At 44.0% G+C, this 17,142-nt stretch carries 16 protein-coding genes; 14 read left to right on the top strand and 2 right to left on the bottom strand.

Annotated elements, in window-relative coordinates:
- The first annotated feature begins 247 nt into the window (after positions 1 to 247).
- The 10 genes from moaB (at position 248) to OQJ75_RS14045 (ending at position 9,457) form a co-directional block, all read left to right on the top strand.
- Complete coding sequence (moaB, locus tag OQJ75_RS14090) at positions 248 to 760, top strand: molybdenum cofactor biosynthesis protein B (RefSeq protein WP_265973233.1); 513 nt, start codon at positions 248 to 250, stop codon at positions 758 to 760.
- A gap of 12 nt (positions 761 to 772) precedes the next feature.
- Positions 773 to 1,252, top strand: coding sequence for a cyclic pyranopterin monophosphate synthase MoaC (gene moaC, locus OQJ75_RS14085; protein ID WP_004734026.1), 480 nt, complete (start codon positions 773 to 775; stop codon positions 1,250 to 1,252).
- Positions 1,249 to 1,494 carry a molybdopterin synthase sulfur carrier subunit gene (gene moaD / locus OQJ75_RS14080; RefSeq protein WP_019823606.1) on the top strand — a complete coding sequence of 82 codons (246 nt, stop codon included), beginning with the start codon at positions 1,249 to 1,251 and terminating at the stop codon, positions 1,492 to 1,494. The genes moaC and moaD overlap by 4 nt, the downstream gene beginning before the upstream one ends.
- 2 nt (positions 1,495 to 1,496) lie before the next feature.
- Complete coding sequence (moaE, locus tag OQJ75_RS14075) at positions 1,497 to 1,952, top strand: molybdopterin synthase catalytic subunit MoaE (protein ID WP_265973237.1); 456 nt, start codon at positions 1,497 to 1,499, stop codon at positions 1,950 to 1,952.
- Between the two features lie 632 nt (positions 1,953 to 2,584).
- Positions 2,585 to 4,216: an ABC transporter substrate-binding protein gene (locus OQJ75_RS14070; RefSeq protein WP_265973238.1), complete on the top strand. Its 1,632-nt coding sequence runs from the start codon at positions 2,585 to 2,587 to the stop codon at positions 4,214 to 4,216.
- A 114-nt stretch (positions 4,217 to 4,330) separates the two neighbouring features.
- Positions 4,331 to 5,251, top strand: coding sequence for an oligopeptide ABC transporter permease OppB (gene oppB / locus OQJ75_RS14065; RefSeq protein WP_017062174.1), 921 nt, complete (start codon positions 4,331 to 4,333; stop codon positions 5,249 to 5,251).
- 12 nt (positions 5,252 to 5,263) lie between these two features.
- Positions 5,264 to 6,166 (top strand): oligopeptide ABC transporter permease OppC, encoded by a 903-nt coding sequence (gene oppC / locus OQJ75_RS14060; RefSeq protein WP_017062173.1) that lies wholly within the window; start codon positions 5,264 to 5,266, stop codon positions 6,164 to 6,166.
- 42 nt (positions 6,167 to 6,208) lie between these two features.
- A complete protein-coding gene (locus tag OQJ75_RS14055; RefSeq protein ID WP_004734020.1) occupies positions 6,209 to 7,180 on the top strand; it encodes an ABC transporter ATP-binding protein in 972 nt (323 codons plus the stop codon).
- Positions 7,177 to 8,163, top strand: a complete 987-nt coding sequence (gene oppF / locus OQJ75_RS14050) for a murein tripeptide/oligopeptide ABC transporter ATP binding protein OppF (RefSeq protein ID WP_004734019.1) — start codon at positions 7,177 to 7,179, stop codon at positions 8,161 to 8,163. Before OQJ75_RS14055 ends, oppF begins: the two co-directional genes overlap by 4 nt.
- A gap of 355 nt (positions 8,164 to 8,518) precedes the next feature.
- Positions 8,519 to 9,457: a glutathione S-transferase family protein gene (locus OQJ75_RS14045; protein ID WP_265973239.1), complete on the top strand. Its 939-nt coding sequence runs from the start codon at positions 8,519 to 8,521 to the stop codon at positions 9,455 to 9,457.
- Positions 9,458 to 9,539: 82 nt separating this feature from the next.
- On the opposite strand, the gene pta is transcribed toward OQJ75_RS14045, so the two are convergent.
- Positions 9,540 to 11,705 carry a phosphate acetyltransferase gene (gene pta / locus OQJ75_RS14040; protein WP_265973241.1) on the bottom strand — a complete coding sequence of 722 codons (2,166 nt, stop codon included), beginning with the start codon at positions 11,703 to 11,705 and terminating at the stop codon, positions 9,540 to 9,542.
- Between the two features lie 147 nt (positions 11,706 to 11,852).
- The gene (locus OQJ75_RS14035) at positions 11,853 to 13,049 is read right to left on the bottom strand and encodes an acetate kinase (protein ID WP_004734016.1); all 1,197 of its coding nucleotides are present in this window, start codon (positions 13,047 to 13,049) and stop codon (positions 11,853 to 11,855) included.
- A gap of 344 nt (positions 13,050 to 13,393) precedes the next feature.
- Between OQJ75_RS14035 and yfbV the strand changes: the two genes are divergently transcribed.
- From yfbV to OQJ75_RS14015, 4 genes are all read left to right on the top strand, one after another.
- On the top strand, positions 13,394 to 13,846 hold the full coding sequence (gene yfbV / locus OQJ75_RS14030; protein WP_017084030.1) for a terminus macrodomain insulation protein YfbV: 453 nt from the start codon (positions 13,394 to 13,396) through the stop codon (positions 13,844 to 13,846).
- 305 nt (positions 13,847 to 14,151) lie between these two features.
- The gene (locus tag OQJ75_RS14025; protein ID WP_265973244.1) at positions 14,152 to 15,117 is read left to right on the top strand and encodes an ABC transporter substrate binding protein; all 966 of its coding nucleotides are present in this window, start codon (positions 14,152 to 14,154) and stop codon (positions 15,115 to 15,117) included.
- 103 nt (positions 15,118 to 15,220) lie between these two features.
- Positions 15,221 to 15,463 carry an alpha-glucosidase C-terminal domain-containing protein gene (locus OQJ75_RS14020; protein WP_265973246.1) on the top strand — a complete coding sequence of 81 codons (243 nt, stop codon included), beginning with the start codon at positions 15,221 to 15,223 and terminating at the stop codon, positions 15,461 to 15,463.
- A gap of 191 nt (positions 15,464 to 15,654) precedes the next feature.
- Positions 15,655 to 17,121 (top strand): GGDEF domain-containing protein, encoded by a 1,467-nt coding sequence (locus tag OQJ75_RS14015; protein ID WP_265973248.1) that lies wholly within the window; start codon positions 15,655 to 15,657, stop codon positions 17,119 to 17,121.
- Positions 17,122 to 17,142 lie beyond the last annotated feature (21 nt).

The raw sequence follows: 17,142 nt of genomic DNA, 5'->3' as shown, positions 1-17,142 counted from the left end.
TTATACAAGGCAGAGGCTTTGATGTGTAGCTAGCCTACATGAGAAGCCGATAACGTAGTAGAAATGACCAGCAAACGCTGCCCGAAGGGTTCGGCTAAAAGCGTTTTACTCTTTGTTGAGGGAGATTTGCTTAGAATGACTAGGCTACTTCCCCCTCGCCGCGATTAAAACGCTTTTATCTCGAACAAAATTTAATCACGAAAGGTCAACACGCCCTCATAATTGAAAAATTTATATAGGTGAACAAATGGGTCACGCAGAAAGCAAATTCCAAGCAGCAAACATTGCAGTACTAACGGTTTCAGATACACGTACAGAAGAAAATGACACGTCAGGTGGTTACCTAGCTGAGCATGCTAAAGAAGCGGGTCACAACGTGGTTGAGAAGCAAATCGTTATCGACGACATGTACAAGATCCGTGCGATCGTATCTAAGTGGATCGCTGATGAAAGCGTACAAGCGATCATGATCACGGGCGGTACGGGCTTCACTTCTCGTGACAGCACGCCTGAAGCGCTTAAGCCACTATTCGACAAAGAAGTAGAAGGCTTTGGTGAGCTATTCCGTCAAGTGTCTTACGAAGAGATCGGTACTTCTACGATTCAATCTCGTGCAATTGCGGGCTTTGCTAACCACACAGTAATCTTTGCGATACCAGGCTCTACAGGTGCTTGTCGTACAGGTTGGACTAAGATCATCAAGCAACAGATGGATGCTAGTCACCGCCCTTGTAACTTCATGCCACACCTTTCTGTATAAGGCGGTTTGAGTATGAGCCAATTTACACACATTAACGCGTCTGGCGAAGCAAACATGGTCGATGTATCGGCTAAAGCTGAGACAGTACGTGAAGCGAGAGCGGAAGCTTTTGTACAAATGTCTGCTGAAACGCTAGAGCTGATTGTTTCTGGCAGCCACCATAAAGGTGATGTTTTCGCAACGGCACGTATTGCGGGTATTCAAGCGGCGAAGAAGACGTGGGATCTGATTCCACTGTGTCACCCTCTACTATTAACTAAAGTAGAAGTGCAGCTTGAAGCGATCGAGTCTGAAAATAAGGTCCGCATTGAATCTGTTTGTAAGCTTGCTGGTAAGACGGGCGTAGAAATGGAGGCGCTAACGGCTGCTTCTGTTGCTGCACTGACGATTTACGATATGTGTAAAGCTGTTCAGAAAGACATTGTTATCGAGAACGTACGTCTGTTAGAGAAGACGGGTGGTAAATCAGGACACTTTAAGGTGGAATCATGATTACTGTACTTTTCTTTGCTCAAACTCGTGAACTTGTCGGTGTTGATAGCCTAGAAGTCGACGCGCAATTCAGCACTATCGAAGCGATTCGCAGCCACCTTGTAACACAAGAAGGCAAATGGGATATCGCATTGGAAGAGGGCAAGCTTCTGGCTGCGCTTAACCAATCAATCGTACCTTTGACGACTGAAGTGAAAGACGGCGATGAAGTCGCTTTCTTCCCACCAGTGACTGGAGGCTAAGCATGGATCCAAGAGTATTAGTGACAGCAGAGGACTTCTCTGTAGGCGACGAATACGACTACTTGGCTCAAGGTACAGCTGCCGGAGCGATTGTGACGTTCATTGGTAAAGTTCGCGACATGAACCTTGGCGACAATGTGATTGGTTTGTCTCTGGAGCACTATCCGGGCATGACAGAGAAATCACTGAGCGAGATCTGTGATCAAGCTGAAGCACGCTGGCCAATCCAAAAGATGCGAGTTATCCATCGTGTTGGTGACCTAGATATCGGTGACCAGATTGTTTACGTTGGTGTATCCAGTGAACACCGCGGTGCAGCCTTTGAAGCGTGTGAGTTTGTGATGGACTTCCTGAAAACCAAAGCGCCGTTTTGGAAGAAGGAACGTACCACTGAAGAAACTCGTTGGGTTGACTCTCGAGATTCAGATGCGAAAGCTGCAGAGCGTTGGGAAAAATAACCACCCAAGGTTACTTATCTTCAGAACAAATATTAAAAGCCGACTATTGAAATCGGTTTTTTTGTGCATGCTACAAAGTCATTTATAAATAATTAGCGTATTAATAAATGGTTGGTCATTCATGTTGCATATAAATTCAGTGCGTGATTTTGTCTGTCTTGGTGCATTTCTAAATCTGTTTTGGTGCAGTGCTTTATACTGTTTTGTATAAAGTGATAACCCTCACAAATAGTGGAGTCTATTTAGGGGATATGTGATGTGCAATTGGATTTAATGTGGCATTAATGTTAATTTGCTAACAGTGTTCTAGCATAAGATGCTAAAAAAAAGTATCAATACAGATACATCAACACTAAAGGCTGTTTTTTAATTAATCCCTATGTGTAACTCACTATTCATTAGGTTTTTATTAGAGATTTACACTATTACCTTAAGTAATTCGGAGAATTATCCGATTTTTTGCGACTTGTTTGTGGCAAATTACTTCAATGGTTGATAGTGTGTGCCTCAATCTTTGTAAGGTTTTAGGTTTTTATGCTTATAATTTGAGCTAAATAAACCTAAATCACTGCCGTTCAGTGAACCTAACAAAGAAGTCATGGATGCAAAACGAAAAACTTGGAGTTTATTAAATGTACAAGAATAAAATCACTCAGGCCCTTCTTCTAGGTGCTGGTTTGGCAGTGGCTGCCACTTCTACTCTTTCTATCGCTGCTGAAGTTCCAGCAGGCACAGAACTAGCAAAAGTTCAGGAACTTGTTCGCGGTAACGGTACTGAAGTTGCAACTATCGACCCACACAAATCTCAAGGTGTACCAGAATCTCACGTAATTCGTGATCTTCTAGAAGGTCTAGTGAACCAAGACGGCGAAGGTAATACTATCCCTGGTGTTGCTGAAAGCTGGGAAACGACAGACAACAAAACATTCACTTTCCACCTACGTAAAGACGCAAAATGGTCTAACGGCGATCCTGTAACAGCTGAAGATTTCGTTTACAGCTGGAAACGTGCAGTTGATCCTGCAACTGCTTCTCCATATGCTTGGTACATGGAATATACCAAGATGGCGAATGCGAAGGACATCGTAGCGGGTAAGAAAGACAAGAGTGAGCTAGGCGTTAAAGCTGTAGATGCAAACACGCTTGTTGTTGAATTAGAAACAGCGGTACCATACTTCGTAATGATGATGGGCCACACAACAATGAAACCAGTACACAAGGCGACTGTTGAAGAATTCGGCGATCAATGGACTAAGCCTGACCACTTCGTTGGTAACGGTGCATTCTCTGTTGATAAATGGGTTGTGAACGAGCGTTTAGTTCTAAAGCGTAACGACCAATACTGGGATAACGATAAGACGGTTCTAAATAAAGTAACCTTCCTACCAATCGAAAACCAAGTAGCGGAAATGAACCGCTTCCTATCTGGCGAAATCGATTTTACAAACGAACTTCCAACTGAGCACTTCAAGCGTCTTCAAAAAGAGTACGCGGAAGATGTATCTGTAGCGGGTAACCTATGTACTTACTACTACATCTTCAACACGAAGAAAGCACCATTTGATGATGTTCGTGTTCGTCAGGCAATCTCTTACGCAATTGACCGTGATATCGTAACAGGTGCTATCCTAGCGCAAGGTCAAAAACCTGCGTACTTCCTAACGCCTGAAATCACAGCTGGCTTCGATCCTGAGCTACCAGCTTACGGTAAAATGTCTCAAAAAGAGCGTAACGCAGAAGCAGAACGTCTTCTTGAAGAAGCAGGTTACGGTAAAGATAACCCACTTAAATTCAACCTACTTTACAACACTTCAGAGAACCACAAGAAGATTGCTGTAGCGCTAGGTTCTATGTGGAAGAAAACACTGGGTCTTTCTGTAACACTTGAGAACCAAGAGTGGAAAACGTACCTATCTTCTAAAGATTCTGGTGACTTCGAAGTAGCACGTGCTGGTTGGTGTGGTGACTACAACGAAGCGTCTTCGTTCCTAACGCTAATGAAGAGTAACAACACTACAGGTGGTGTTCACTACGACAGCGCGGCTTACGATAAAATCATCGATAAAGCACTTAACTCAACTTCAGAAGAAGAGCGCAAAGCACTTTACCTAGAAGCTGAGGCGCTAATGGCAAACGATATGCCAATCGCTCCTATCTACCAATACGTGAAATCTCGTCTACTTAACCCGCATGTTGGTGGTTTCCCAATCAATAACGCGGAAGACAAGATCTTCTCGAAAGACCTATACATCAAAGCTCAATAATAAGCTTCGATTCTAAAAAGTTAATATAACTATAACGATACAGACACTACATGCGCAGGGCGCGCATGTAGCGTCTTTCTAATTTTAATTGTCACAGACTGAAAGAGTGAGTTTATGCTTAAATTCATTATGAAAAGGATATTTGAAGCGATTCCAACCATGTTGGTGTTGATCACTATATCTTTCTTTCTCATGCGTTTCGCACCGGGTAACCCGTTTTCAAGCGAGCGTCCATTACCGCCAGAAGTTATGGCTAACATCGAAGCTAAATACGGCTTAGATAAACCAGTATTTGAACAATACACCACGTATTTGACAAATATCTTACAAGGTGACTTCGGTCCCTCTTTTAAATACCAAGATTACACAGTAAATGAGCTGATCGCGGTTGCACTTCCAGTATCTGCGAAGGTAGGTTTTGTTGCCTTTATCTTCACACTATTGATGGGGGTCACCGTCGGGACGATTGCTGCCTTGAAGCACAATACCTGGGTCGACTACACCATAATGTCGACCGCCATGCTCGGGGTGGTGATGCCATCCTTCGTGTTGGCACCGGCGCTTATATACCTTTTCTCCCTGCACTGGAACATATTCCCAGCAGGTGGTTGGCATGGCGGTACATTTATGTACATCGTGCTGCCTGTTATCGCGATGTCTCTTCTTTACGTAGCAACCTTTGCTCGTATTACTCGCGGTAGCATGATTGAAACGCTAAACAGTAACTTTATCCGAACTGCTCGAGCAAAAGGTTTAAGCTATCGTTATATCATTCTAAAACATGCACTTAAGCCAGCAATGTTGCCTGTTGTTTCTTACATGGGACCTGCGTTCGTAGGTATCATCACAGGTTCAGTTGTTGTTGAAACCATCTTCGGCCTACCAGGTATCGGTAAGCTGTTTGTTAACGCCGCGTTTAACCGTGACTACTCGCTAGTAATGGGTGTAACCATCTTGATTGGTTTCCTATTCATCTTGTTCAACGCAATCGTTGATATTTTGCTAGCGCTGATTGACCCGAAAATTCGCTACTAACAGGGACTGGTTATGTTGAAGAAAAAAGAAAATTTAGAAGCGATCGAAAAGTTCTCTGAGAGCTTAGAGATTGAAGGTCGTAGTTTGTGGCAGGATGCGCGCATTCGTTTCATGCGAAACAAAGCTGCAATGGTGAGCCTGTTCATTCTTACGCTTATGGTACTGGCAGTTATCTTCTTACCAATGCTGGCTCAGTACACTTATGACGATACTGATTGGTACGCAATGCACGTTGGTCCGAATGCGGATCACTGGTTTGGTACTGATAGCTTAGGTCGTGATTTGTACGTTCGTACTCTTGTTGGTGGCCGCATCTCATTGATGGTTGGTGTGATGGGTGCCTTCGTAGCGGTACTGATTGGTACGCTTTACGGTGCAGCTTCAGGCTTCATCGGCGGTCGTACTGACCGAGTGATGATGCGTATCCTAGAGATTTTGTACGCAGTACCATTCATGTTCCTAGTAATCGTACTGGTAACGTTCTTTGGTCGTAATATAGTCCTAATCTTCGTTGCTATTGGTGCGATTGCTTGGCTAGATATGGCGCGTATTGTACGTGGTCAAACGTTGAGTTTACGTAGTAAAGAGTTCATTGAAGCTGCACACGTATGTGGTGTAAGCAAATGGAAGATCATTACACGTCACATCGTACCGAACGTACTGGGTATCGTAGCGGTTTACTCTACGCTGCTTATTCCAAGCATGATCCTTACAGAATCATTCTTATCTTTCCTTGGTCTTGGTGTTCAAGAGCCTATGACGAGCTGGGGCGCATTGCTTCAAGAAGGTTCGCAAACAATGGAAGTTGCAATCTGGCAATTAACATTCCCTGCGGCCTTCATGGTAGTTACGCTGTTCTGCTTTAACTACGTAGGTGATGGTCTGCGCGACGCGCTTGATCCAAAAGACAGATAACGAAATAGCAATTAAAAGCTATAAAAGATTAAGGAAGCAATAATGAGCTTATTAGATGTCAAAGATCTGCGCGTCGAATTTACCACACAAGATGGTACGGTAACCGCAGTAAACGACCTGAACTTCTCACTCAACCAAGGCGAAACGCTGGGTATTGTTGGTGAGTCGGGTTCGGGTAAATCTCAAACGGTATTTGCACTGATGGGACTGCTGGCTAAGAACGGCATCATCTCAGGCAGTGCAAAGTTTGAAGGTAATGAGATTCTCAATCTACCTGAGAAAGCACTGAACAAAGTTCGCGCTGAACAGATCGCGATGATCTTCCAAGATCCAATGACCTCACTGAACCCTTACATGAAAGTAAGTGATCAGTTGATGGAAGTACTTATGCTGCATAAAGGCATGGGTAAAGCAGAAGCGTTTGAAGAATCAGTACGCATGCTTGAAGCGGTGAAAATCCCTGAGGCACGTAAACGTATTACCATGTATCCACATGAATTTTCTGGCGGTATGCGTCAGCGTGTGATGATCGCAATGGCTCTGTTATGTCGTCCAAAGCTACTGATTGCTGATGAACCAACAACGGCGTTGGATGTAACCATTCAAGCGCAAATCATGGAATTGCTTAACGAGCTTAAAGATGAGTTCAATACAGCAATCATCATGATCACCCATGATTTGGGTGTAGTTGCCGGTTCTTGTGACAAAGTTCTAGTGATGTACGCTGGCCGTACCATGGAATACGGCACAGTAGATGAAATCTTCTATGAGCCTAGCCACCCTTATGCGGAAGGCCTGCTTAAAGCGATTCCTCGTTTGGATACCGAAGGTGAAATTCTACCGACGATTCCAGGTAACCCACCTAACTTACTTCGCCTACCAACCGGTTGTCCTTACCAAGACCGTTGTCACCGTGTAATGGACCGTTGTAAGCAAGAAGCACCAATTTTGCAGCCATTTGCGAAAGATCGCCAGCGTGCTTGTTTTTCTGATTGGGAGACTTGGACAAAATGAGTAAAGAATTACTATTAGATATTAAAAACCTTAAGGTTCATTTTAGCATTGCGGCTAAGTCTGCTTGGCCTTGGGCGAAACCATCAAATCTTAAAGCGGTTGATGGTGTGGATGTTCACCTTTACGAAGGTGAGACTCTGGGTGTAGTAGGTGAGTCTGGCTGTGGTAAATCAACATTTGCGCGTGCAATTATTGGTTTAGTTGAGGCAACTGAAGGCGAGGTTATGTGGTTAGGTCAAGACCTGACTAAGATGCAGGAAGTGAAGCGTCGTGAGACTCGTAAAGAGATTCAGATGATCTTCCAAGACCCGCTAGCATCGCTTAACCCACGTATGTCAGTTGGAGATATCATTGCTGAGCCTCTACAAACTTTCTATCCTGAGCTTTCTAAACAGGAAGTGAAAGATCGAGTTAAAGAGATGATGGCAAAGGTTGGTCTACTACCCAACGTAATCAACCGTTACCCACATGAATTCTCTGGTGGTCAGTGTCAACGTATCGGTATCGCGCGTGCACTTATCTTGAAGCCTAAGATGATCATCTGTGATGAGCCGGTTTCTGCTCTGGATGTATCTATCCAAGCTCAAGTAGTTAACCTTCTTATGGAACTACAGAAAGAGTTAGGTTTGTCCTTGGTATTCATCGCGCACGATTTGTCGGTTGTGAAACACATCTCTGACCGTGTATTGGTGATGTACTTAGGTAATGCTGTTGAGCTAGGTGAATCAGATGCCTTGTTCTCAGATCCTAAACACCCATATACCAAAGCATTGATGTCTGCAGTTCCGATTCCAGACCCACGCTTAGAGCGCAGCAAAACGATTCAGATGCTGGAGGGTGATCTCCCATCACCAATTAATCCACCATCAGGTTGTGTGTTCCGTACTCGTTGCCCTGAAGCAACCGAGGCCTGCGCGCAAACCAAGCCAACCATTCAAGGCGATGACGTACACGCAGTATCTTGCTTGCACGTACAAGTCTAGAACCCATTTAAAACGGTTCAGCCTGTGACAGGCTTAAGCGCAACTTTTTTATGAGTTGCGCTTTTTTTGTATCTAAAGCTCCATATTTAATAAGCTTCTTCAAATAATTCGAACAACTAAGCCAACTTCTTCTAGTTTTGAAAAAGTTGGTTTTTTTTATACTAATACCAATCGTAGTAAATAACTGCTCATCCTAGCTTGCTAAAACGTTCGATAACGGCGTTAGAATTTTTGATTGTAGAATAACTACTAACAGAAAAATTCTTCCTTGTTCTCAAGCCTTTTCTCTGCGCTATTTCTGAACATTTACTTACTGTGATTGGTATAAAAAATTTTGGATGACAGAGGTTTGGATATGGGTAAGTTAGTTGAAGGTGTTTGGCATGATGTGTGGTACGACACCAAAGAAAGCGGTGGTAAGTTCGTTCGTGAAGATGCGGGTTTTCGCAGTTGGATCGAGAACAAAGCTGGAGTGCAATTTGAACCAGAAAGTGGTCGTTACCATCTATACGTATCGTTAGCTTGCCCTTGGGCGCACCGAACTCTTATCTTCCGAGAGCTTAAAGATCTAACCGATCATATTGATGTGACGGTAGTCTGCCCAGACATGATGAGTGAAGGGTGGCAAATGGGGTTACCTGAACCTCTATTCGGTCATACTCGTATGCACCAAATCTATACTCAAGCCAAACCTGACTACTCAGGCCGAGTAACGGTTCCAGTGCTATGGGACAAGAAAACCAACACCATCGTGAGTAATGAGTCCTCTGAAATTATCCGCATGTTCAACTCAGAATTTAATGAGTTAACAGGTAACACCGATGATTACTATCCGTGGGAGTTGTCCAAGAAGATTGATGAGTGGAATGATTATATCTACCCAAACATCAACAACGGCGTATACCGAACCGGCTTTGCGACAACACAAGAAGCCTACGAAGAAGCGTATGACGCCTTGTTTGAAGCCCTAGACAAAGTAGATACGCACCTTAGCGAACATCGCTATTTAGCGGGCAGCGAGATTACAGAAGCGGATTGGCGCTTGTTCACTACTCTGGTTCGATTTGATGCGGTTTATGTTGGGCATTTTAAGTGTAATAAGCAGCGAATTGCCGACTACCCACACATTCAAGGTTACTTAAAAGAGTTGTACCAAATAGAGGGGATTAAAGAGACGACCGATTTCTATCATATCAAGCGTCACTACTACTACAGCCACACAGGTATTAATCCGACTCAAGTGGTACCCAAAGGACCAGCGCTAGACTTAGAATCACCACATGGTCGAGGCTAGGCTTACCAAGTAGCTCCTTTACTCCAGACATAAAAAAACCCTAGATAAACATCTAGGGTTTTTGCTTTCTACAAAAGAAAAATTAGTTAATTACTTTTTCTTCAGCTTGTGCAGCTTGGTCTGCTTGGATAGCCGTTAGAGCTACTGTGTAAACGATGTCGTCCACAAGAGCGCCACGAGACAAGTCATTTACTGGCTTGCGCATACCTTGAAGCATTGGACCGATAGATACTAGATCTGCTGAACGCTGTACAGCTTTGTAAGTCGTGTTACCCGTGTTTAAGTCTGGGAATACGAATACTGTCGCTTTACCTGCAACTGGAGAGTTAGGCGCTTTAGAAGCGGCCACATTTTCCATGATTGCAGCATCGTACTGTAGAGGACCGTCGATCACTAGATCAGGACGTTTCTCTTGAGCAAGTTTCGTTGCTTCACGTACTTTATCTACGTCTGCACCCTTACCAGATTCACCAGTAGAGTAAGAGATCATAGCAACGCGTGGGTCGATACCGAATGCCGCAGCAGAATCTGCAGATTGGATAGCGATTTCAGCAAGCTGTTCAGCTGTTGGATCTGGGTTGATCGCACAGTCACCGTATACAAGAACTTGATCAGGCAGAAGCATGAAGAAGATTGAAGATACGATAGAAGCATCAGGAGCAGTCTTGATGATCTGGAACGGAGGAACGATTGTGTTCGCCGTTGTGTGAACAGCACCAGATACTAGGCCGTCAACTTCGCCAGCTTCAAGCATCATAGTACCTAGGAATACTGAATCTTCTAGCTTCTCACGAGCAACAACTTCAGTCATACCTTTAGCGCCACGAAGTTCTACTAGACGAGCTACGTAGTTTTCGCGAACTGATGCAGAATCGATGATCTCAACGCCAGCGCCAAGCTCAACACCTTGCTGTGCAGCAACGCGACGGATTTCTTCAGGGTTACCTAGAAGTACACACGTTGCGATACCGCGCTCAGCACAGATAGCCGCAGCTTTAACTGTACGTGGCTCATCACCTTCAGGAAGAACGATGCGCTTAGCCGCTTTACGAGCAAATTCAGTTAGCTGGTAACGGAATGCTGGTGGACTTAGACGACGGATGCCTTGAGTACCTTCAGATAGAGAATCAATCCAAGGGCCATCAATGTGGCTTGCAACGTGATCGTTAACGAACTCGATACGCTCTTTATCGTCTGCAGGAACTTCTAGGTTGAAGCTCTGTAGGTTTAGAGACGTCTGCCAAGTGTTACCTTGAGCCTTGAAGATCGGTAGACCTGAAGCGAATGCTGGTGCACAAAGGTTAGCAATGCTTTCTGGAATGTCGTAACCGCCAGTAAGCAGGATTGCGCCAATCTCAACACCGTTTTTCGCAGCAAGAGCCGCAGCAACGATAACGTCAGGACGGTCTGCAGAAGTTACTAGCAGTGAACCTGGTTTGAAGTGCTCAATCATGTGCGGTAGAGAACGTGCACAGAAAGTGATGCTCTTAATACGACGAGTTGAGATCTCACCTTCGTTAACGATTTCAGCGTTAAGGTGCTTAGCCATATCAACCGCACGAGTTGCGATTAGGTCGATGCTCCATGGCACACAGCCAAGAACACGGATAGGACTAGAGTTGAAGATTTGCATTACTTCAAGGTTCGCTTGTTGAGCGCTATCTGCATCATCGAAGATTTCAGAAAGGTCAGGGCGAGTACGGCCAGCTTCATCAACAGGTGCATTCAGTTTGTTAATAATAACGCCTGAGATGTTCTTGTTTTTAGTGCCGCCGAAGTTAGAACATGCTACTTCGATGTGCTCTTTAAGCTGAATAGGGTTGTATGTACCCGGAGTCGCAACGAATACGATCTCTGCACCTAGTGTTTTAGCGATTTCCGCGTTCACTTGGTTAGCAAATGGGTGCTTACGAGTAGGTACTAGACCTTCGATTAGCGTTACTTCTGCGTCTTTGTTGATCTTGTTGTATTGCTCAACAACAGACTCTAGAAGCTCGTCCATTTTTTCGCTACCGATCAAAGCTTCAGCTTTAGTCATTGCGATTGGCTCACCAATCTTAATGTCGCTGTTTGCGCTGATGATAGTAGACGTTAAATCTGGTTGGTTACCACCGCTACGAGGTTGAGCGATTGGCTTGTAGAAAGAAACACTTACGCCCTTACGCTCCATAGCGCGAAGAACACCCATGCTAACACTAGTAAGACCAACACCAGCGCTTGTAGGGATAAGCATAATAGTACGGGACATTGACGGACACCTTTAACTATTGGAAATAAAAAAAGCTCAACTGCTATTCCCACCGATATTTAAATTGGGGTAGGAATAGAAGTTGAGCCCCATTTTCTTGATATGAAAAACTGACTAGCTTCGAGTGAAGCTAGTCAGGAAAATCAATTAAAGACCTGCTAGTTTCGCAGTGTCTTCAGCAATTACTAGCTCTTCATTAGTAGAGATAACCATTGCAGGGATACGGCTGTTAGCTGTAGTGATAGTACCTTCGCCGCCGAAACGTGCTTTAAGGTTAGCTTCGCTGTCAACTTCGATGCCGAAGATGCCTAGGCGGTTAAGAACCATTTCACGGATTGGGCCAGAGTTCTCGCCGATGCCGCCAGTGAAAGTGATTGCGTCTAGGCGACCTTCTAGAGTTGCAGTGTAACCAGCAACGTACTTAGCTAGACGGTGACAGAACACGTCCATTGCACGAGTTGCTTCTTCTTTCTCACCGTAGTTGTCTTCAACGAAACGACAGTCAGAAGTCACTTCAGTTAGACCAGCTAGGCCAGACTCTTTAGTTAGCATGTTGTTGATTTCTTCAACAGAGTAACCAAGAGCGTCGTGCAGGTGGAAGATGATCGCAGGATCAAGGTCACCACAACGAGTACCCATTACTAGACCTTCAAGAGGAGTAAGACCCATAGAAGTATCTACAGATTGACCGTTCTTGATTGCACATACCGATGCGCCGTTGCCTAGGTGACAGTTGATGATGTTAACTTCTTCAACTGGCTTGTTTAGTAGACCAGCTACTTCACGAGTAATGAACAGGTGAGAAGTACCGTGCATGCCGTAACGACGGATGCCGTGCTCTTTGTACAGGTTGTACGGCAGAGCGTATAGGTAAGACTCAGAAGGCATTGTTTGGTGGAACGCAGTGTCAAATACAGCAACGTTTTGTAGGCCAGGGAAGTTCTGTTGAGCCGCTTCGATACCGATAAGGTGAGCTGGGTTGTGAAGAGGTGCAAAAGTTGCAGCGTCTTGAATACCCTTAAGAACTTCATCAGTGATAAGTGCAGAAGAAGTGAACTGCTCGCCACCGTGAACGATACGGTGACCGATAGCGCCAAGGTTAGCTTTAAGCTCAGGCTTAGAAGCAAGAATAGTTTCTACCATGAAAGATAGTGCTTCTACGTGAGCTGCGCCCGCACCTAGTTGTGCTTCGTGCTTGCCGTCAAGTTTCCATTTCATACGAGCTTCTGGAAGACCAAGACATTCAGCAAGACCAGTTAGGTGCTCAGCACCTGTTTCTGCATCAACAACAGCAAATTTAAGAGAAGAACTACCACAGTTTAAAACTAAAACTAGCTTAGACATTAATGACTACCTGTTTATTTTTCTGATCGAAATCAGTTAAGGATGAAAATTAATCTCAAGAATAGTCGAAGCACATAGGCTTGCGTACTAACCTTGGTCAAAAAAACGTTAATTTCCGTATTAAAGTGAAAGCGCACTTTTTCAGAAAAAGAGGCTTTTGCATTCCTTGCAGAAGTCGTCCCAAAGTTGCTTAAATTGTAAATAAGGGCAACAATGAGATTGAGGTCTGCAAATAATAGCGATATTGTGCAAATATAACAAAAAAATTTGAAAGAATATTATTTTTCGTCAAATTTTTGTGTTTTTAGTTGATGATTTCAACTTTTTTTTAATGGGAGACTCACATGAGTAATAGAGTTGGTTTAGCGAGCAGTTTAAAAGATGGCCAAAAGTACATGGATCTCTGGCCTGTTCGAAAAGAGTTAAACGCTATCTTCCCTGAACAGCGCATCATTAAAGCCACGCGTTTTGGTGTGAAAGTGATGCCAGCGATAGCTGCTATTAGTATTCTTACACAAATGGTCTTCAACAATTATCATGCGATGCCGCAAGCTGTGGTTATGGCGTTGTTTGCGATCAGCTTACCGCTTCAAGGCATGTGGTGGTTAGGTAACCGTTCGAACACTCAATTACCGCCAGCATTGGTTTCTTGGTATCGAGAGTTGCACGAGAAGATCAGCGAAACAGGTTTTGCATTGGAACCAATGAAACCACGCCCTCGTTACAAAGAGTTGGCGATCATTTTGAATCGCGCATTTCGTCAACTAGACAAATCTTCAATGGAACGTTGGTTCTAAAAGGTCGTCTTATCTCTCCCTCTAGTCTGAGAACAGCCATACATTATCGATAGCTCGTTCTCAGATTTGCTCCTCTCTTTGTTACCTCGCTTACTTTTCGTTTAGCTTACCTGTCCTTATTCACTTGGTTTCTTACCTTCCTCCGAAGTCAATATAACCTTTCTCACATAACTCGAGCCTTGTTGTATTTTTGTTAAATATCACTTCAAGTTATCAATGGTTACTGGTAATAATGTCAATAGTGATTTTGATGTTGTTCTCTTTGAGCGAGTAATGACGGGTAGAGCTTGATTCAGGGAGCGATAATGAGTTCTGTAAGAAAGGTATTGGCAGCGGTTTTAAGTTGCTTGATGTTGCTATGGACTGGCGATGTAATGGCAAACGTTGCCAAAGTGTCGGTTTCACAAGTTGTTGACCATCCAGATCTGAATGCGACACGTCTAGGGCTTCTTGAAGGATTGAGAGCCAAGGGTTATGAACCCGGTAAGAACTTAGAATTTTCCTATGAAATGGCGAATGGTAACCCGGCTCAGGCAGCCAAGATTGCTAGAGAGCTCGTCAGTGAAAATCCACATGTACTTGTTGGTATCGCGACACCAACTTCTCAAGCTTTGGTTTCGGCAACCCGTTCGATACCGATCGTGTTTACCGCGGTAACTGATCCTATCGGCGCTAGGCTGGTCAAACAGCTAGAAAAGCCGGGCCGAAATGTCACGGGTCTTTCTGACCTATCTCCGATCACTCAGCATGTGTCATTAATCAAAGAACTGCTCCCTGAAGCTAATTCAATCGGTGTTGTTTACAACCCAGCAGAGGCAAATGCAGTTGCCTTGGTTGGACTGTTAAAGAAAGCGACGCGAGACTTTGGTTTTACTCTTTACACAGAAAGAGCACTCACCATTGATGATGTGGAATCAAAAGCAGAATCAGTGGCAAAGAAATCGGATGTTATCTACGCCTTAACGGACAATACTGTTGCAAGCGGCATGGAAGGTCTTATCAACGCGGCTAACCAAGCTGATACGCCAGTCGTCGCAGGCGCTACATCTTATGTAGGAAAAGGCGCTATTGCAGGTTTGGGTTTAGATTATTATGACGTTGGGGTACAAACTGCGGATTATGTAGCGGCTATTCTCAATGGACAAAAGCCTGGAAAATTGAGCGTTAAAACAGCACAAAGTTCAAAACTGGTGGTGAATCTAGACGCTGCTCGTGAGTTGGGAGTGACAGTGCCTCAGTCTGTGATTGATCGGGCGGTCATTAGCCGCTGATGGCGCAATCCCAAATTTTATACCCCTTTCTTAAATGGGTGGCTCGTTTGAGCATTTTGAGAGAAATCAGCCTTACTGAAAACAAAGTGGTGCCTATCTCGATATGTATTGTGATGCTAAGACGTTAGTGTTTGCCCGAAGTCTGAACGGCGAAAAAACACTGGTCGTGCTTAACCTATCCCAAGGTGAAAAGGCGTTGTCTTTGCCTGTGTGGATGCTTGGACATGAGCTAGAAGAGTTGGTAGAGCTATCAAGTGAAATAAAGGGCATACCAATTGCTAATGGTACAGTTGATATTACCGTTCCAGCGATACAAGCGAAGATTTTTGATGTAGTAAATCGTTGAATTTTATAATGACTTAAACTGTATCTTCTAACCTTACTTAATGCGAGGTTAGTTTTTCAAAAGGAATTCGCTGTTCAAGGATTAGGTCCGATTCATATCAATTTACACTCTTTTACCTCGAGGAAAATGACAATTAATGCAATAATATTAATGGGGTAAATGAAAATAGCTGAACGCTAAGAGCACACTATATGAAAGTAAACAGGCATTTTAGCCTTACCTTTATCTTTGGGTTTCCAGCTGTGATCGCCGCAATATTGCTTGGCCTAACAGGAAAGAATCATTTTGATTTGGTGAAGAAAGACATCAGCAGCGAGTTCCAACGTATTGAAGAGGTGTTCAAACGAACCACAAAAGTGGTGACAGCCTTAGACTACAGCTTCTCTAACTACTACAAATCAGGAAACCCTCTCTTTCTCGATCACAACAAACAAGTTGTGGATGGGCTTTGCCAAATCTGGCCTATTGATGCGCTACTCCTCGCGGATGGTAAAACTTCAGACATTCCTTCTGTCGATATCGACTATATGCTGGTCGGCCAAGAATCCTTGTGTTCCGAAACCAGTGACAGCTACAAGAGCGCCTCAGAAAAGATAGCTCTAGCTCCTATTCTTTCATTTTTATCTCAGCTTGATGAATACCACGACGGCGTACACTTTATTGATACGAGTGGCTATGTGATTTCTTCGCCGGAAGATTTTGCTAAAGGATTGAGTAAAGAGTTGCTCTCGACTATCAAGAGTCGTCCATATTGGCAGAAAACCGCCAACAATCCTGACAAACTTACGCTCTCCGGCCCTGGTTATCGTTTTGATTCCCTTGACCGTATGATCAGTATGACCATCCCTGTATTTCATAAAGGCGTTCACCAAGGGATGCTGTCGGTGGATATTAATGCTGGTAGGTTGCTTGAGAACTCTAATGAGCATCTGGCTGGCCGGATAGATATTATCGATACCACTCGTTCTGCGCCGATTGATAGTGCGGCTTTTTACCATGAGATTAACCTCGAAGGTGTCGCATCCCATCATGCCATGTATTACGAATTGGATATTGCCAAAGAGGTCGAGCATTTTTTCGTCTACGAGAAAGGCAGCCTTATTGTTGCCATCATTGTGTATCTGTTCTCAGTAACTATCTTTTTCTACGTCAATTCCAATATTGAACGTGGCTACTTTAAAGATCTCGCAGCCAAAGACCCTATGACAGGGTTATTGAATCGTCGTGGCTTAGAAGCGTTCTGGCGCAGTGTAGAACACGATCAACTGTTTGCCTTAACTGTCTTTGATATCGATGATTTTAAGTCAATTAACGACACTTATGGCCACGATAAGGGTGATGATGTGATTCGTTATATGTCGCGTCAGATCAGTAACAGTGTACGAAGCAGTGACGTAGCAGCACGGTTTGGCGGTGAAGAGTTTGTCGTTTACATGAAAGGCGAAGATCGTGAAACTTTGATGAGAACATTAGAGCGAGTGAAGAATGCGATTTGTTCGACTTCAGCCGACATTATTCCAAATGGATTTACAGTATCTGGCGGTGTCTGCATTGTTGAAACTGAGCAAAGTAAACTTAACTTCGATGAGATATTTAAGTACGCCGATGAAAAGCTGTACGTGGCTAAGACAACGGGTAAAGACCGTCTTGAATTTTAGCTACGTTATTGAATCGATGCT

Source organism: Vibrio sp. 14G-20 (genome assembly GCF_026241515.1).
Taxonomy (GTDB): Bacteria; Pseudomonadota; Gammaproteobacteria; order Enterobacterales; family Vibrionaceae; genus Vibrio.
This window is presented reverse-complemented; position numbering and strand designations above follow the sequence as displayed.

What these genes read in the sequence shown, in the direction of transcription:
- moaB (WP_265973233.1), top strand. Translation starts at nt 248, where the DNA reads ATGGGTCACGCAGAAAGCAAATTCCAAGCAGCAAACATTGCAGTACTA.
- moaC (WP_004734026.1), top strand. Translation starts at nt 773, where the DNA reads ATGAGCCAATTTACACACATTAACGCGTCTGGCGAAGCAAACATGGTC.
- moaD (WP_019823606.1), top strand. Translation starts at nt 1,249, where the DNA reads ATGATTACTGTACTTTTCTTTGCTCAAACTCGTGAACTTGTCGGTGTT.
- moaE (WP_265973237.1), top strand. Translation starts at nt 1,497, where the DNA reads ATGGATCCAAGAGTATTAGTGACAGCAGAGGACTTCTCTGTAGGCGAC.
- OQJ75_RS14070 (WP_265973238.1), top strand. Translation starts at nt 2,585, where the DNA reads ATGTACAAGAATAAAATCACTCAGGCCCTTCTTCTAGGTGCTGGTTTG.
- oppB (WP_017062174.1), top strand. Translation starts at nt 4,331, where the DNA reads ATGCTTAAATTCATTATGAAAAGGATATTTGAAGCGATTCCAACCATG.
- oppC (WP_017062173.1), top strand. Translation starts at nt 5,264, where the DNA reads ATGTTGAAGAAAAAAGAAAATTTAGAAGCGATCGAAAAGTTCTCTGAG.
- OQJ75_RS14055 (WP_004734020.1), top strand. Translation starts at nt 6,209, where the DNA reads ATGAGCTTATTAGATGTCAAAGATCTGCGCGTCGAATTTACCACACAA.
- oppF (WP_004734019.1), top strand. Translation starts at nt 7,177, where the DNA reads ATGAGTAAAGAATTACTATTAGATATTAAAAACCTTAAGGTTCATTTT.
- OQJ75_RS14045 (WP_265973239.1), top strand. Translation starts at nt 8,519, where the DNA reads ATGGGTAAGTTAGTTGAAGGTGTTTGGCATGATGTGTGGTACGACACC.
- pta (WP_265973241.1), bottom strand. Translation starts at nt 11,705, where the DNA reads ATGTCCCGTACTATTATGCTTATCCCTACAAGCGCTGGTGTTGGTCTT.
- OQJ75_RS14035 (WP_004734016.1), bottom strand. Translation starts at nt 13,049, where the DNA reads ATGTCTAAGCTAGTTTTAGTTTTAAACTGTGGTAGTTCTTCTCTTAAA.
- yfbV (WP_017084030.1), top strand. Translation starts at nt 13,394, where the DNA reads ATGAGTAATAGAGTTGGTTTAGCGAGCAGTTTAAAAGATGGCCAAAAG.
- OQJ75_RS14025 (WP_265973244.1), top strand. Translation starts at nt 14,152, where the DNA reads ATGAGTTCTGTAAGAAAGGTATTGGCAGCGGTTTTAAGTTGCTTGATG.
- OQJ75_RS14020 (WP_265973246.1), top strand. Translation starts at nt 15,221, where the DNA reads ATGTATTGTGATGCTAAGACGTTAGTGTTTGCCCGAAGTCTGAACGGC.
- OQJ75_RS14015 (WP_265973248.1), top strand. Translation starts at nt 15,655, where the DNA reads ATGAAAGTAAACAGGCATTTTAGCCTTACCTTTATCTTTGGGTTTCCA.